Source organism: Saccharopolyspora oryzae (assembly GCF_027853915.1).
Classification (GTDB): Bacteria; Actinomycetota; Actinomycetes; order Mycobacteriales; family Pseudonocardiaceae; genus Saccharopolyspora; species Saccharopolyspora oryzae.
Window position 1 is genome coordinate 21593 of sequence record NZ_JAQGLA010000054.1, and the last position, 15119, is coordinate 36711.

13 protein-coding genes are annotated in these 15119 nt (G+C 70.2%); 3 read left to right on the forward strand and 10 right to left on the reverse strand.

The genetic code is table 11. The features are described 5' to 3' along the window. The first annotated feature begins 163 nt into the window (after positions 1-163). A complete protein-coding gene (locus OU415_RS25710) occupies positions 164-628 on the forward strand; it encodes a MarR family winged helix-turn-helix transcriptional regulator (RefSeq protein ID WP_270951778.1) in 465 nt (154 codons plus the stop codon). Positions 629-673: 45 nt separating this feature from the next. Here OU415_RS25710 and OU415_RS25715 read toward each other — a convergent pair whose 3' ends face one another. The 8 genes from OU415_RS25715 to OU415_RS25750 form a co-directional block, all read right to left on the reverse strand. Then, positions 674-1771, reverse strand: coding sequence for an MBL fold metallo-hydrolase (locus OU415_RS25715; protein WP_270951779.1), 1098 nt, complete (start codon positions 1769-1771; stop codon positions 674-676). Between the two features lie 123 nt (positions 1772-1894). Next, positions 1895-3649: an FAD-dependent oxidoreductase gene (locus OU415_RS25720; protein WP_270951780.1), complete on the reverse strand. Its 1755-nt coding sequence runs from the start codon at positions 3647-3649 to the stop codon at positions 1895-1897. Further along, on the reverse strand, positions 3649-5568 hold the full coding sequence (locus OU415_RS25725) for a maleylacetate reductase and hydroxyquinol 1,2-dioxygenase domain-containing protein (protein ID WP_270951781.1): 1920 nt from the start codon (positions 5566-5568) through the stop codon (positions 3649-3651). Before OU415_RS25725 ends, OU415_RS25720 begins: the two co-directional genes overlap by 1 nt. A gap of 112 nt (positions 5569-5680) precedes the next feature. Beyond that, positions 5681-6544, reverse strand: a complete 864-nt coding sequence (locus OU415_RS25730; protein ID WP_270951782.1) for a helix-turn-helix domain-containing protein — start codon at positions 6542-6544, stop codon at positions 5681-5683. Between the two features lie 489 nt (positions 6545-7033). Beyond that, complete coding sequence (locus OU415_RS25735) at positions 7034-7831, reverse strand: heparin lyase I family protein (protein ID WP_270951783.1); 798 nt, start codon at positions 7829-7831, stop codon at positions 7034-7036. A 5-nt stretch (positions 7832-7836) separates the two neighbouring features. After that, the gene (locus tag OU415_RS25740; RefSeq protein WP_270951785.1) at positions 7837-8847 is read right to left on the reverse strand and encodes a glycoside hydrolase family 5 protein; all 1011 of its coding nucleotides are present in this window, start codon (positions 8845-8847) and stop codon (positions 7837-7839) included. A gap of 203 nt (positions 8848-9050) precedes the next feature. Then, positions 9051-10211, reverse strand: a complete 1161-nt coding sequence (locus OU415_RS25745; RefSeq protein ID WP_270951786.1) for an acyl-CoA dehydrogenase family protein — start codon at positions 10209-10211, stop codon at positions 9051-9053. 137 nt (positions 10212-10348) lie between these two features. Beyond that, complete coding sequence (locus tag OU415_RS25750; RefSeq protein ID WP_270951787.1) at positions 10349-11869, reverse strand: 3-hydroxyacyl-CoA dehydrogenase; 1521 nt, start codon at positions 11867-11869, stop codon at positions 10349-10351. A gap of 190 nt (positions 11870-12059) precedes the next feature. Between OU415_RS25750 and OU415_RS25755 the strand changes: the two genes are divergently transcribed. Then, the gene (locus OU415_RS25755) at positions 12060-13268 is read left to right on the forward strand and encodes an acetyl-CoA C-acetyltransferase (protein ID WP_270951788.1); all 1209 of its coding nucleotides are present in this window, start codon (positions 12060-12062) and stop codon (positions 13266-13268) included. A gap of 137 nt (positions 13269-13405) precedes the next feature. Next, positions 13406-13906 carry a peptidylprolyl isomerase gene (locus OU415_RS25760; RefSeq protein WP_270951789.1) on the forward strand — a complete coding sequence of 167 codons (501 nt, stop codon included), beginning with the start codon at positions 13406-13408 and terminating at the stop codon, positions 13904-13906. Positions 13907-13974: 68 nt separating this feature from the next. Here the strand turns inward: OU415_RS25760 and OU415_RS25765 are convergent, their stop codons facing one another. Beyond that, on the reverse strand, positions 13975-14613 hold the full coding sequence (locus OU415_RS25765) for a GAP family protein (protein WP_270951791.1): 639 nt from the start codon (positions 14611-14613) through the stop codon (positions 13975-13977). A 34-nt stretch (positions 14614-14647) separates the two neighbouring features. Continuing rightward, positions 14648-15055: a DUF7144 family membrane protein gene (locus tag OU415_RS25770; protein ID WP_270951792.1), complete on the reverse strand. Its 408-nt coding sequence runs from the start codon at positions 15053-15055 to the stop codon at positions 14648-14650. Positions 15056-15119: the final 64 nt, after the last annotated feature.

Below are 15119 nucleotides of genomic sequence, written 5' to 3' on the forward strand. Positions count from 1 at the left end.
TCCGTCCGCACGACGTCATGCACGCCGAAGGCCGGAGCATCGGGGTCACGAGTCCCTACCGCGATCCGCAGCTCCGGCTGCCTCTTCCGGGCAAGAGACTCTCGCTCGAAGCTTTTCGGGGTAGAATGGGCGGAGCTACATCCGCTTTCCGAGGAGCAATACCGTGAGCAGCACCCGCCCTGACCCGCGCACCGACGACGACGAGATCATCACCTGGTGGGGTCTCGTCATCGAGGGCTACCACGTCACCCAGGGCAAGCTGATGGCTGCGATCGCCGAGGAGTTCGACCTCGCCCCCGCTTCCTTCGACATCCTGCTGCGGCTGGTGCGCTCCCCCGAGCACCGGATGCCGATGACCAAGCTCGCGCACGAGGCCGCGCTCAGCAGCGGCGGCTTCACCAAGGTCGCCGACCGCATGGTCAAGGCCGGGCTGATCCGCCGCGAACCGTGCGAGGACGACCGCCGCGTCACCTACGCGGCCCTCACCGACCACGGCCTGGACATCGCGCAGCGCTCCCGCAAGTCCGCCGCCGAGGTCCTGCGCCAGCGCGTCCTGGCGCCCCTGGGCGAAACCGACTCGGCCGCGCTGGCCGAGGCCATGCGCACGCTCCGCGAAGCCAACAGCTGACCAGCCCTGGCGGGAGGCGAGCACCTCCCGCCGGGCCGCTCCACCTCAGCGCAGCGGCAACCGGTCGAGGTCCCGGCCGACCAGCACCCGGCCGGAGAAGCCCTGCCGGGCCTGCCGCCGCCAGCGCGCGTCGGAGACCGAACTCGGCGGGGCCGGCGCCAGGTGGCTCAGCAGCAGCGTCCGCACCCCGGCCCGCTCGGCGATCGAGCCCACCACGTCCGCCGGGGTGTGCGATTCGCGCAGGTGGCTGATCTTGTGCTCCGGCGTTCCGCTCTGCCGGTACCACTCCAGGTCGAGCGCTTCGTGCACCAGGACGTCCGCTCCCCTGGCCAGTTCCACGACGTTCTCGGACTCCGCGGTGTCCCCCGAGAACACCACCGAACCGCGGTCGGTGTCGAAGCGGAACGCCAACGACGGGAACACCGGGCCGTGCGGCACCAGCACCGCCGACACCGAGACCCGGTCGTCCTCGGCGACCTTGAACGGCGCCATCCGCGGCGCGGTCCGGCCGTGCGGGTGCGCCCCGACGTCGGGCAGCTCGATCTCGCGCGCGTCGACCAACGTGCGGACGTCCTTGATCCCGGTGTCGCGCACGAAGACATTGCTGCTGTAGGCATAGGCGCGGTGGCAGCTCTCGACCAGCTCGCGGATTCCGGGGACCGGCGCCTCGGGGGCGATCGTCGGCGCGTCCGGCGAACCCGGCGGCAACTGCCCGGCCGAACGCGGGCCGAACACCCGCACCGGCTCGAAGATGCCGTCGGCGCTGTCGGCGTCGTTGCGGCCGAATCCGGCCAGCAGGAAGAAGTTGTAGAGGTCGCAGACGTGGTCGGCGTGCAGGTGCGTGATGAAGATCGAGTCCAGGTCGCGGAACTGCAGGCCCGCGGCCAGGTACTGGGTGACCGAGCTGCGGCCGCAGTCGATCACGTAGTTCTTGCCGTGCACGCGCAGGACCGTCGAGATCCCGGTGCGGCCGGGTTCCACCGGCGGCCCGGCTGCCGTGCCGAGCAGCACCAGCTCGACATCGGCGCGCGGACCGACCGGGGCGGCAGCGGCGCTCCCGACCGGGAGCAGCGCGGCACCGCCGAACGCAGCGGCGGTCAGCGAACCGCGGAGGACGGATCTCCTGGGCAGGGACTGTGACATGCGGGAACCTTCCGGGAACGGCACAGCGCTGTGCCGATGCGAGCGGGAACCTCGAACTGCCTCGGGATCAAGGGAATTCGCCACCGGAGCGCGGGCGCGACCGAGCCGCGCCCGCGCCGGGGCTCAGCGGTGCAGGACCGCGCCGAGTGCCGCGCGCAGCTCTTCGGCCGCGGCCTCCGGTGTTTCCGGCGACGTCGCACTGCGCCACGCGACGTAGCCGTCCGGGCGGACCAGCAGGCAACCGTCTTCGTCCACTTCGGACAGCCGGTGCCAGTCGCCGTACGCGTCGCGGGAGCCTTCAGCACCGATCACCACGCTGCGCACAGGTACTCCGAAGTGCTCGCGGCAGTCCGCCACCGCCTCCTGCCAGACCTGGCCGGACAAGCCGGTGACCACGCTGAACTCTCCCCCGCCGACCAGGTCGAGGGTCGAGGTGCGGTTGCCGTCGGCGTCCACCAGCCAGGCGTGCGGCAGCTTGGCCCCGGGGCGCGTCGTCGGCCGGTGGTGCAGGTCGGCGTCCTCCGCCCAGACCTCCTCGGGACTTCCGTCGTCCAGCACCGCCGAGGACCGGTAGCGCTGGTTCAGCTCGACACCGTGCGCGTTGAACTCGAAGTTCTTCAGCTCGATCGCCTCGTGCAGCGCCCGCCGGCGCTTGCCGCCCTCGGAGTCGTCGGACCAGCAAGCCGCCAAACCGCGCTCGATGCCCTCGTCGTTGGCACCGCCCGCGACGCCCAGCGCCTCGAAGATCGGGCCGAACTGGTCGCGGCTGAGGTTCGCCCGGTCCACGATCTGCTTGCCCACCGGGGCCCGTTCCGCGCTGTAGGTGTCCAGCAGGGCCGGGTCTGCGTGCCCCTTGACCACCATGGCGAGCTTCCAGGCGAGGTTGTAGGAGTCCTGCACGGAGGTGTTCGAGCCCAGCCCGTTCGACGGCGGATGCCGGTGCACCGCGTCGCCGGCGCAGAACACCCGGCCGGACGAGTACTCCGCGGCGTAGTTGTGGTTGACCGTCCACAGCGAGGTCGAGGTGATCTCCACCGGTACCGACGGGTCGCCGATCAGGTCGTGCACGATCTGCTCGGCCTGCTCGCCGGTCAGCTCCGGCGGCGCTTCCTCGATGTCGTAACCCCAGGTCAGCAACCACTCGTTCCAGGGCCGCACCATCCGCACCAGGCCCATGCCGATGCCGCCGAGGTGCGCGCCGGGCCGCAGCACCCAGTACAGGACGCTCGGCCGGTGGGCGACGAAGCGGCTCAGGTCGGCGTTGAAGACGATGTTCATGCTGCCCGCCTTGCCCGCCTGGCCGTCGATCGGCAGGCCGATCTGCTCGGCGACGCGGCTGCGCGCACCGTCGGCGCCGATGACGTAGCGGGCGCGCACGGTGAACTCGTCGCCGCGCACGCGGTCCCGCAACCGCGCGGTCACCCCGTCGGCGTCCTGCTCCAGGTCGAGGAACTCGGTGTCCATCCGCACCTTCGCCCCGCGGGCCGCCGCGCGGGTGACCAGGATCGGTTCGAGGTAGGTCTGCGGTAAGTCGATCATCGTGCACGGGCTGGCCGAGCCGTACTCGGTCGCGGTGCGCTCACCGGTTCCCCAGCTCCGGATCCGGCCGATCTCCGCACCGGCCAGCGCGGTGCAGAACACGGTGTCGCCCATCAGCTCGGGCGGGCTGCCGACCGCCAGCGCCTCGCTCTCCACCCCGAGGTCCCGGAGCACTTCCATGGTGCGCTGGTTCGTGATGTGGGCGCGCGGCGTGTTGGCCAGCCAGCCGTACTTGTTCACCAGCAGAGTCCGGACCCCGTAGGTCGCCAGCAGCAGTGCCGCCGAGCCACCGGCCGGCCCCGCTCCGACGACGAGGACGTCGGTTTCGCAGTCGTGCATCAGTTCTCCGCGGGTGCGAGGTGGAAGGTGAAGTCGAGTCGCCGCCAGCTGTCGACCTGGCGGCCGTCGGGGGCGGGACCGTCCTGCGCCGGCATGTCGACGACCAGCTCGTCCTTGACGCCGAACACGGTGTCGGAGCCGAGGTACTGCCCGCCGGACACGAACAGCTGGGTGATCAGCTGGCGGTGGCCCGGCGCGTCGATCAGGAAGTGCACGTGCGCGGCGCGGTACGGGTGCCGCCCCACCGCTTGCAGCAGCTGCCCGACCGGTCCGTCGTCCGGGATCGGGTAGTCCGCGGGCAGGATCGACCAGAAGGTCAACCGGCCGTCGGCACCGGTGCGGAACCGGGCCCGCAGGACCGGCCCCTCCTGCTCCGGCAGCTGCACGTCGTAGAAACCGTCCTCATTGGACTGCCACACGTCCACCACGGCGTCGGAGACGGGAGCGCCGTCCGGATCGGTGACCGCGATGTCGCACCACAGCGGCTCACCGGGCAGGCCCTGGGCGATGTCCGCGCCGTGCTCGGCGGGCGGCGGGCCTTCCACGTAGAACGGGCCCAGCACCGCCGAGGGCGTGGTGTCCGGGGTTCGGGAGTTGGTCAGCAGGTCCACCGCGCTGGAGACGCCGAGGGTGTCGGACAGCAGCACGAACTCCTGGCGGGTGTCGCTGCACAGCTGGCCGGTGCGGGTCAGGAAGTCGATCGCCCGGCCCCACTCCGCGTCGGTCACGTCGTTGCTGACCACGTACTCGTGCAGGTGCCGGACCAGGTCGGTGAGCAGCTGCTTGGCCCGCGGGTCGGGCGTCGCGTCGAAGCTGGCCACGACCTGCTCGGTCAGCCGCGCGAGGGGTGAGCCCCCACCGGAGCTCGGCCGGTCACCGCGCCAGGCCCCGGTCAGCAGCACCTCGATGTCGTCGCGGACGAGTTCGCGCGGGTTCGGGTAGGGCTTGGCCACGGCCAGGTCGGCGGCCTCCGCGATCCCGGACTCGGGCATGCCGAGCTCCCGCAGCGACGTCGGGCCGCCCAGCGAGGCGATCAGGTCGTGCACGCCCGCCGGGGCGTCGGCAACGCCCAGCGCCTCGGCGATGCGCTGCATCGCCTCTGGTGCGGCCGGGGCGTTGTAGGCCATGGCGTGCGGGAGCACCACGGTGTGCGTTTCCGCGTGCGGCAGGTCGAAGGTGCCGCCGAGGGTGTGGCACAGCTTGTGGTGCAGGCCCATGCCGACCGCGCCCAAGCAGGTACCCGCCAGCCACGCCGCGTGCAGCGCGTCCGCCCGGCCGTCGAGGTCCCGGGGGTCGGCGGCGATGCGCGGCAAGGCGCGGGCCATGCGGCCGATCGCGTCGAGCGCCATGCCGTCGACGACCGGGTTGGCCTGCTCCGAGTAGAGCGCCTCCACGGCGTGCGCCATCGCGTTGATGCCGCTGGTCACCGACATCGCCACGGGGAGCCCGAGGGTGAGCTCCACGTCGTAGACGACGGTCTCCGGCAGGACCGCGGGCGAGGACCGGGTGGTCTTGCGGCCGTCAGCGGTCTCGCCCAGCACCGGGGTGACCTCGGAGCCCGCGTAGGTGGACGGCAACACCACCTGCGGGATGTCGGTGCGAACGGCGATCGCCTTCGACAGGCCGGTCGTGGAGCCGCCGCCGACCGCCACCACGCAGTCCACCGCGTGCTCGCGGACCACCGCCAGCGCCTGCTCGGTGACCTCCACCGGCGTGTGCATGGCAGCCCCGTCGAACCGCGCGACGGCGAGCTCCCCCAGCTGCCCGGCGATCTCGTCCACCGCCTCGGCCAGCGGTGGGCTGCCCAGCAGCAGCACCCGGGAGCACCCCAACCGCTGCACCTCGTCCCGAACCTGCCCGCGAGTCCCGGCGCCGAACACCACGCGCGCGGGATTCATCGCGTAGACGAAGGTCCGCATGCCCTCCTCCTTCCGCTCGTCGTGTAACTCGGATCACGATGCACGGAGTATTGGGCAACGGCACACCTCGACGCCTGCACGTTCTGATCGTGTTCGCGGCACGAAACGCGCATCAACCGGCGCGGCGGACCTCTGCGGGAGTGGTGCCGAGCCGGTCGCGCATCACCCGGGTCAGGTGCTCCTGGTGGGAGAAACCGCAGGCCACGGCGATCTCGGCGATGGGCTGCTCGCCGGTCCGCAGCAGCCGGCACGCCTGGTCCAGGCGCAGCCGCACCAGGTAGCGGTGCGGGGCCACGCCGGTGCGCGCTTTGAACCGCCGTGAGAACTGGCTGACGCTGAGCCCGGCGACCGCGGCGAGGTCGGCCAGCGGCAGGGCTTCACCGAGGCGGGCCCGCATCAGCTCCTGCACCGCGCCGAACTCCCGGTCGGCGAGTCCAGCGACGTCCGGGAGCACCGGCCGGCGGACGCTGTGGCGGCGGGCGAGGTGGGCTCCCAGCAGGCAGCTGAGCTGGTCGACGTAGGTGCGGGCGGACGGCTCCCAGTTGCGCACCACCTCGTCCAGCGACAGGACCAGCTGTTCCAGCAGCGGGTCCGTCCCGCCGAACTCCTCGGCCAGTTCCACCGGGCCACCGGCGGCCTCCTGCAGCGCAGCATCGCTGAGGTAGACGTGCACGGTCTGCAGCTCCCCGCCGAGCTCGACGGACAGGTCGCGGTCCGCGGGGTGCAGGAACAGCCCGCCCGCCGGGATCCGGCGGGACTCGGCGAAGCGCTGCCCGCGGCGGACCGTCACCGGACCGTCGAGGTGCAGGATCACCAGGTGGCTGGCGGCGGCGTCGAACGCCGCCCGGTAGGGCTGCTCGCGCTGGGTGGAGAGGTAGAGGTGCGGCCAACCGAGACCGGCGCTGGTCCGCGTCGGGTCGACCCAGGGCTGCCCGAGGATGCCGTGGGTTTCGCGCAAGCCCAGCTCCGCAACCACACCCGGAGGATACGCAGCGCCACCACCGCTCACAAGGCGCGTCCCGGTCGGCACCGGACGGTCACGAACCATCCGGAACGGATCGTCCCGGGCTTCGACCACACCCAGATCTAGTCCTCATTGGACATTCCATCTCGACCGGTCCGCGGCGGCGATCCGAGGAGCGTCCAACATGGATATTCATCCTCTGCGATTTGCCAATGTTTTCCCGGTAATTCACATTCTTCAAACAGTCAGATACGCCTTGACAGTGTTTCCGGACTGCCCTAGTTTCAGACTCGAAGTCCGGGATGTGACGCGGAATTCGCGTCCAACAATCGGGGGTCCGCTCAGGTCTGGCGGCGGGGGCGGACCCCCACCCGGGCGATTTTTCATTTCACCGCAACAAATCCCTCGAAGCACGAGTAAATCGAAGAAGCACGAGTTCGCCCTGTCCGATGTGGATTTTCTCCAAATCCACGTCGGACAGGGCGGAAAACTCTCCCGGTCCTATTGTTCGGGTTCTTCGTCCACCGCCTCCCCCGCGGATGAATCCGATTGCGGCGCAACATCGGCGTAGCTGGTGCCGACCTTCGCGTTGGCGAGGTAAGCGGTGGCCTCGCCCTTCACCCCGTCGGAGCGGTACACACCCCACTTGTCGGTCACGAAGTCCGCCCGGAGGGTGGCGCCGGAGAACTGCTCCTGTCCGTCGAGGAGCTGTTCCTCGCCGTTGTACCAGAACCGGACCCAGCCCTGGCCCGGGTCGCTGGAGATGTGCACGCCGACGACGAAGCTGTTCCAGCTCTGCCGCGGCATCGGGATCTCCCACAGCCGCGTGGTCTTCAGGTCCGGGTCGTTGTACTCCAGGTCGAGCACGTCACCCCGGGCGCGCAGCGACAGCGGCGGCGTGGCAGCGCCGGATCCGTAGTCCTTGAGCTGCCACAGCGCCACCCACTCCCCGTCCTCCGTCGGCAGCGGATCCCACATCGACTCCCAGCCGATGTAGTAGGTGTCGCCCTCGGTGAACCGCAGCCGATCGCCGTCGGCGGTGCGGTGCCCGCGCGTCTCCACGCGGACCCGCTCCGAGCCCTGCTGCTCGCCGGAGGTGTGCATCCGGTACACCGAGCCGTGCTCGCCCTTCGGGTCGTCGACCACGTCGACGCTGCCGGGTTTCTCCTCGACGCCCTCGAAAACCGAAGTGCCGCGGGAGGTGTCGGCTTCCCAGGACGTCGACGGGGCGAGCAGGGCCGAGCCCGACAGGAGCACTGCCGCACCGACCGCGACGCCCGCGCTGAGCAGTCGTCGCACCCCGATCACCGAACCCGCTCGCGCACCCACTCGCCGGCGGGCTTGAGCTGGTCGTACGGTCCGGCGTCGCAGGTGCCTTCCTTGAACACCGCGCCGGATCGCGAGTCGTCGGAGTAGTTCCAGTTGGTCCAGCTGATGTTCTTCTCGGCCATCAGGTCGAGGTAGCGCTGGGCCATGTCGAAGTCGTTGCCGCCGTCGCCGGTGGCCTCCTGCGTGCCGAACTCGGTGACGAACATCGGCAGCTGGTCAGCCGCGCGCGAGAGCGTGTTCAGGTACTCGTCGCCGTGCGAGGCCGCGTAGAAGTGGAAGGTGTACATGATGTTGTCGGCGTTGACCGGGTTGTCCACGACTTCCTTCTCGTCGGCGTCCTCGGACACGCCCAGCGACGACCAGGCGCGGGTGCCGACCAGGACCACCGAGTCCGGGTCCTGCTCGCGGATCACCGGGATCAGCTCTTCGGCGTAGCCCTTGATCTCGTCCCAGCTGACGCCGCTGGGCTCGTTGGCGATCTCGTAGAGCACGTTCGGCTTGTCCTTGTGGCGCTGCGCCACTTCGGTGAAGAACGTCTTGGCCCGGTCCAGGTTGAAGTTCGGGTCGCCCGGGTCGAGCATGTGCCAGTCGATGATCGCGTACATGCCGCGCTCGGTGGCGTCGTCGACGTAGTTGTTCACCATCTCGGTGAACTTCGCCGGGTCGTCCTCGTAGCCGCCTTCCTGGATGTACATGGAGATCCGCAGCACGTCGGCCTGCCAGTCCTGGGCCAGCACGTCCAGCGATTCGTCGTTGACGCACTGGCTGTACCACTGCAGGCCGTGCGTGCTCATCCCCCGCAGCTGCACCGGAGCACCGCTGCTGTTGCACAACTTCATCCCGCACACGGACAGGACCCCGTTCTGCGCGACGGGGGTCAGCCCAGCGGGAGCGGTCGCACCGGGCGCAGCGGCCTGGGCCGCGGTGCCGGTCACGAGTAGAGTCGCGGCGATGGCCACCGCGCGGACAGCGTTCTGCCACCTCATCGGCATCTCCTCGGTCGAAGGCGATCCTGGCGGCGGAGAAATCGGAAACTTAGTTTCCGATTGCGGGCCACGCTAGCTACCGGGGAGAAACACCGTCCATACCCTGCAAAAGGGACTTGTCAACGCCGAGCACGACTGGTAGTCGCAGGCATTCGTCCTGGTCAGCGCGAATGCCTGCCCGCTTTCCCGGGACTCGCCGGCGATCAGGTCAGCGCGTCGACGCCGGTGAGGGACCGGCCGATGATCAGCTTCTGCACCTGGCTGGTGCCCTCGTAAAGGGTCAGCACCCGGGCGTCGCGGAGGTACTTGCCCACCGGGTACTCGTCGATGAACCCGTAACCTCCGAAGACCTGCAGCGCGTTGTTGGCCACCTTGACGGCGGTCTCGCTCGCGTGCAGCTTCGCCATCGACGACGCCTTGGTCAGCGCCTCCCGGGACACCCCGCGCTCGGCCATCGAGGCAGCGCGCAAGGTCAGCAGCCGCGCCGCCTCCACCTCCACCGCGGAATCCGCGAGCAGTTCCTGCACCAGCTGCCGGGACGCGATCGGCTTGCCGAACTGCACCCGCTCCCCCGCGTACCGGGTCGCAGCGCTCAACGCCGCCTGCGCGACGCCGACCGCGCCCGCGGCAACCGAGATCCGGCCCTTGGTCAGCGCGCCCAGCGCGATGCCCAGCCCCTTGCCGACCTCGCCGAGCCGCGCCGAATCCGGCACCCGCACCTCGTCGAGCACCAGCTCGGCGGTGGCCTGGCCGCGCAGGCCGAGCTTGCCGTGCACGGTGTTGGCGGTGAAGCCGGGCGAATCGGTGGGCACCAGGAAGGCCGTGATGCCCCGACCGCCGTCGTCGCTGGTGCGCGCGAACAGCAGCGCGACCTTCGCCCAGGTCCCGTTGGTGATGAACATCTTCTGGCCGGTGATCACCCAGTCCCCGCCGTCGCGGCGAGCGCGGGTGGTCAGCGACCCCGGGTCGGAACCGGCATCGGGTTCGGTCAGCGCGAAGCATCCGAGCCCTTCGCCGCTGCTCAGCATCGGCAGCCAACGCTGCTTCTGCTCCTCGGTGCCGTAGCTGGCGATGGACTTGCTGACCAGACCCAACGACACCGACACGATGCCGCGCACCGAGGAATCACCGCGACCGAGCTCCTCGATGACCAGCGCGTAGCTGACCATGTCGGCCTCGACCCCGCCGTACTCCTCGGGAAGCGTGAGCCCGAGGAACCCGAGTTCGCCGAGCTTGCGCACGATCGCCAGGTCGACCTCCTCGCGGCGGTCCCACTCGCGCACGTGCGGCACGATCTCGGCGTCGACGAACTGCGCCGCCATCTCCTTGAACGCGGTCTGGGTGTCGGTCAGTTCGAAGTCCACGATCTTCCTCTTGCTGGTCGGTGTTGCGCGCGCACCACGACGAGAGCGAACGGACTGCCCGCCCCAGTAGACGGCGCGAACGGTCCGTTCGCTCGATCGGCAATGCGCGGGGCCAACGGTCCGTTCGCCCCGATGCGTCAGGTGAGCAGGTCTTGCGGGGTGGTGCCGGTCTCGGTGAGGTCCAGGCCGAGCTCGGCGCGCTCGACCAGCCAGCGGCTGGGCCGGTAGCGCGGGTCGCCGGTCGCCGAGTGCAGGGCGCGCAGGATCGACAGCACCCGGCGCGGACCGATGTGCTGGCCCCACTCCAGGGGTCCGCGCGGGTAGCCGAGCGCGAGCCGCACGGCGGTGTCGATGTCGGCCGGGCTCGCCAAGCGCTGCTCGGCGATGAAGCAGCTCGTGTTGACGATCGCGGCGACGATCCGCTGCGCCACCATGCCCGGGCTGTCGCGCACCACCGTCACCGCACGACCGGTCGCGGCCAGCGCGGCCCAGGCGGATCGCGCGAACTCCTTGTCGCAGGCCGGGTGCACGGACAAGACGTAGCGGGTCTCGGTGCTCAGCGGATCCACACCACACACCCGCGCGACGGGCAGATCAGCCGACCGCGCGGCGCCCGCAGCGCTGTGCCCGTGCGGCATGACCAGCACGACCGCCTCGTCGGAGGGTTCGGCACCCCGCTCGACCCGCACACCCGCGCCTTCCAGCGCGTCGAGCAGGTCGGTGCTGTCCGACCAGACCGGGTGCGCCACCGAGTCCGGGGCCTGCGGTTCGGGGTCCTCCTGCTTGACGCCGTCGACGTAGGAGTAGAAGCCCTCCCCCGTCTTGCGGCCGAGCAGACCGGCCTCCAGGCGGGTGCGGGTGATCGGCGACGGGCGCAGCCGCGGGTCGCCGTAGTAGCCGGACCAGATGCTCTCCATCGCCGGGTGGGTGACGTCGAGCCCGGTCAGGTCCATCAGCTCGAACGGGCCCATCCGCAGGCCCAGCACGTCGCGGCAGATCCGGTCGACGTCCGAGGTGGAGGCCAGGCCCTCGGCGAGGATCTGCAGCGATTCGGTGACCAGTCCGCGACCGGCGTGGTTGACCAGGAAGCCGGGGGTGTCGGTGGCGCGCACCGGCGTGTGGCCGAACCGGCGCACCAGCTCCACCAGCGCGTCGGGGATCCACGCCGCGGTCCGGGCCCCGGGGATCACCTCGACCAGGCGCATCAGCGGCACCGGGTTGAAGAAGTGCAGACCGGCCAGCCGGCTCGGGTCGGCCAGCGCGGTGGCGATGGAGGTGACCTGCAGCGAGCTGGTGTTGGTGGCGAACACGGCGTGCGCCGGGCAGATCTTCTCCAGCTCGGCGAACAGCTCGCGCTTGGTGTCCAGGTCCTCGCGGACCGCCTCGATCACCAGGTCGCACTCGGTGGGCGCCAGCGGGCTGTCCACCGGCCGCAACCGGTCCCGCGCGGCGGCTGCCTGCTCGGCAGTCATCTTGCCCTTGCCGGCCAGCTTGTCGAACATCCGGCCGATCTGGTCGACCGCGCCGGCCACGGCCTCGGTGCGCGCGTCGGCGAGCTCCACGGTCAGGCCCGCCGCCGCGGCGATCTGCGCGATGCCGCGCCCCATCACCCCGGTGCCGATCACCCGCACCGCGTTGACCTGCTGCGCCCACTGCATGGTCGACCTCCCACCACGGTTGCCCTTCGACGCACCTTCGCACGCCCACGCCAAGAGCGTCCAATACTGAATTGACCTGCCAGTAATACTCGATCGAACATAATCCCCACGTGTTCCGATGTGCAACGGCGCTGTGCTACGAACGGGAACGGCGGCGGAACGAGCCGTCCGGAACCCGAAGGAGCAAGCGATGCGCGAAGCGGTGATCTGCGAACCGCTGCGGACCCCGATCGGCCGGTTCGGCGGGGTGTTCAAGACGGTTCCGGCCGTCGACCTGGCCTCGACGGTGATCAAGGCGCTGGTGGAGCGCACCGGGCTCGACGGCTCGGCCATCGACGAGGTGATCCTCGGCCAGGGCTACCCGACGTCCGATGCCCCGGCGATCGGCCGCGTGGCGGCGCTGGACGCCGGACTGCCGATCGAGGTCGGCGGCACCCAGCTCGACCGCCGCTGCGGATCCGGGCTGCAGGCCGTCCTCGACGCCGCGATGCAGGTGCAGACCGGTGTCAGCGACGTCGTGCTGGCCGGTGGCGCGGAGAGCATGAGCAGCGCGCCGTTCTACACCACCGAGGCCCGCTGGGGCATCCGCGGCAGCGGCCTTGAGCTGCACGACTCGCTGGCCCGCGGTCGGGTCACCGCCGGTGGCGCGAACTACCCGGTCCCGGGCGGCATGCTGGAGACCGCCGAGAACCTGCGCCGCGAGTACGGGATCTCCCGCACCGAGCAGGACGAGCTGTCGGTGCGCTCGCAGCAGCGCGCGGCGGCCGCGCAGAGCGCCGGGCTGTTCGCCGACGAGATCGTCCCCGTGACGGTCCGCTCCCGCAAGGGCGACACCGTGGTCGAGGTCGACGAGCACCCCCGCCCGGAGACCACTATGGACTCCCTGTCGGCGCTGAAACCCGTGCTGGGCAAGAAGGATCCGGAAGCGACGGTCACCGCGGGCAACGCCAGCGGCCAGAACGACGCGGCGGCGATCTGCGTGGTGACCACGCCGGAGCGCGCCGCCGAGCTGGGCTTGCGCCCGCTGGTCCGCCTCGTGTCGTGGGCGCGGGCGGGCGTCCCGCCGCGCACCATGGGCATCGGCCCGGTCCCGGCGACGGCGAAGGCGTTGCAGCGCGCCGGAATCGGCCTCGCCGACGTCGACCTGATCGAGCTCAACGAGGCGTTCGCGGCGCAGGTGCTGGCCTGCACCCGCGAGTGGGAGTTCAAGCCGGCCGACTTCGACCGCCTCAACGTCAACGGCTCCGGCATCTCCCTGGGGCACCCCATCGGCGCCACCGGTGCCCGGATCCTGGCGACCCTGTCCCGCGAGATGCACCGCCGAGAAGCCCGCTACGGCCTCGAAACCATGTGCATCGGCGGAGGCCAGGGCCTCGCCGCGGTCTTCGAACGCATCTGACGCGAAGCGACGACGGGCGCCTTCCACCACGCACGGCGGAAGGCGCCCGTCCACCCGTTGAGCGCGACGACCGGGCGCTGGTTACGCTCTTCGACAGCGTTGATCGTCCCCGTTCGCACAGGTAGTGAGGTGCCCGCATGTCCAAGGTCCGCTTGACCACGAATCACGGCGACATCGTGTTGCAGCTGGACGCCGAGAAGGCACCGCAGACGGTGGAGAACTTCGTGCAGTACGTCCGGGATGGACACTACGACGGCACGATCTTCCACCGCGTGATCAACAACTTCATGATCCAGGGCGGCGGGTTCGAGCCCGGCATGAAGCAGAAGCCCACCCGCGGCCCGATCCAGAACGAGGCCGACAACGGGCTGAAGAACCACGTGTACACCGTGGCGATGGCCCGGACGATGGACCCGCACTCGGCCTCGGCGCAGTTCTTCATCAACGTCGGGGACAACGACTTCCTCAACCACAGCGGGAAGAACCCGCAGGGCTGGGGTTACGCGGTGTTCGGCGAGGTGGTCGAGGGCAAGGACGTCGTCGACTCGATCAAGGGCGTGCGCACCGGTTCCAAGGCCGGGCACCAGGACGTCCCCCAGGACGACGTGGTCATCGAGAAGGCCGAGATCGTGGCCTGACCAGCACGGACGTCGCAGTGGCCACCTCGCCGACGTCGGCGGGGTGGCCACGCGCTCCGCACCGGCGATCACCCGCCGGTGGCGACGAGCACGATGAAGATCAGGCAGACGGCGATGTTCACCAGCCAGCTGTGGGAGTTCATCCAGTCCCTGACCTTCGGCATCGCCTTGATCGCGCGCTTGTGCAGCACGAGGTAGAGCAGCAGCGGCAGCGCCGCGATGAACGCGGTCGCCGCCACGAACGGGATCGCGCCGACCAATCCGGTCTTGTTGTGCTGCAGGTTCATCCCGACGGTCAGCATCACCAGGACGTCCGACGGCATCGCCAGGACGACCAGCAGCCCGGTCTTCAGCGCCGTGGCCGGTGTCGCCGAGAGCAGCGTTCCGAGCCACTTCGGCGGCTCAGCCGTCTTCCGCCCGAGGTAGGACCTCACCACCACGAGCGCCAGCAGCCCGATGAGCAAGATCTGGATGACCTTGCCCAGTTCGCGGGCCTCCCGCGACTCTCCGTCGACCGGAACGGCACCCCCGAGGAGGGCGGCCAGACCGCCGGCGATGCTCACGCCGAGCACGGTCGCGACGACCACTCCGACGAGGAACGCGACGGACACCCGGACCGGACGTTCCGCGGTCACGAGCACGATCGCCGACATGATCTGCGGTCCGGCCATCATGGTGATGGCCAGCGGCAGGATCTGCAGGCTCACAGCACACCTCCACCGCTGGCCCGGAACCCGCGCGCTACCGCCGGCTGATCTCCTTGCCGTGCGCGACCAAGGCGTAGATCACCGCCGCGTTGAGCACGATGACCACCGCCGACCAGAGCGGGTACATCGCGAAGAAGGCGATGTTGGCCAGCAGGCTGATCGCCGCGAGCACGACCGCTACGACGCGTGCCCACGTGCGCCCGCTGAACAGCCCAGCCCCGGTGGCGACGAGGACCGCTCCCATGATCAGGTAGCTCCACCCGATCGTCCCGTAGCTGACGTGGACCACGGTCCCGGTAGGTGTGAGCACGGTTCCCGAGTGGGCGAACGCGATCACACCGTTGACGATCTGGATGATGCCGACCACCAGCAGGACCGCGGCCGCGAAGTACGCCCACCCCACCCAACCGGTACGCGCGCGCCCTGCTCCATGCGTTGTCATGACTGCGCTCCCCCTGCTCGACAACCGGTTCGTTCCGATGGATCCACCGTGCAGGTGCCGAGTT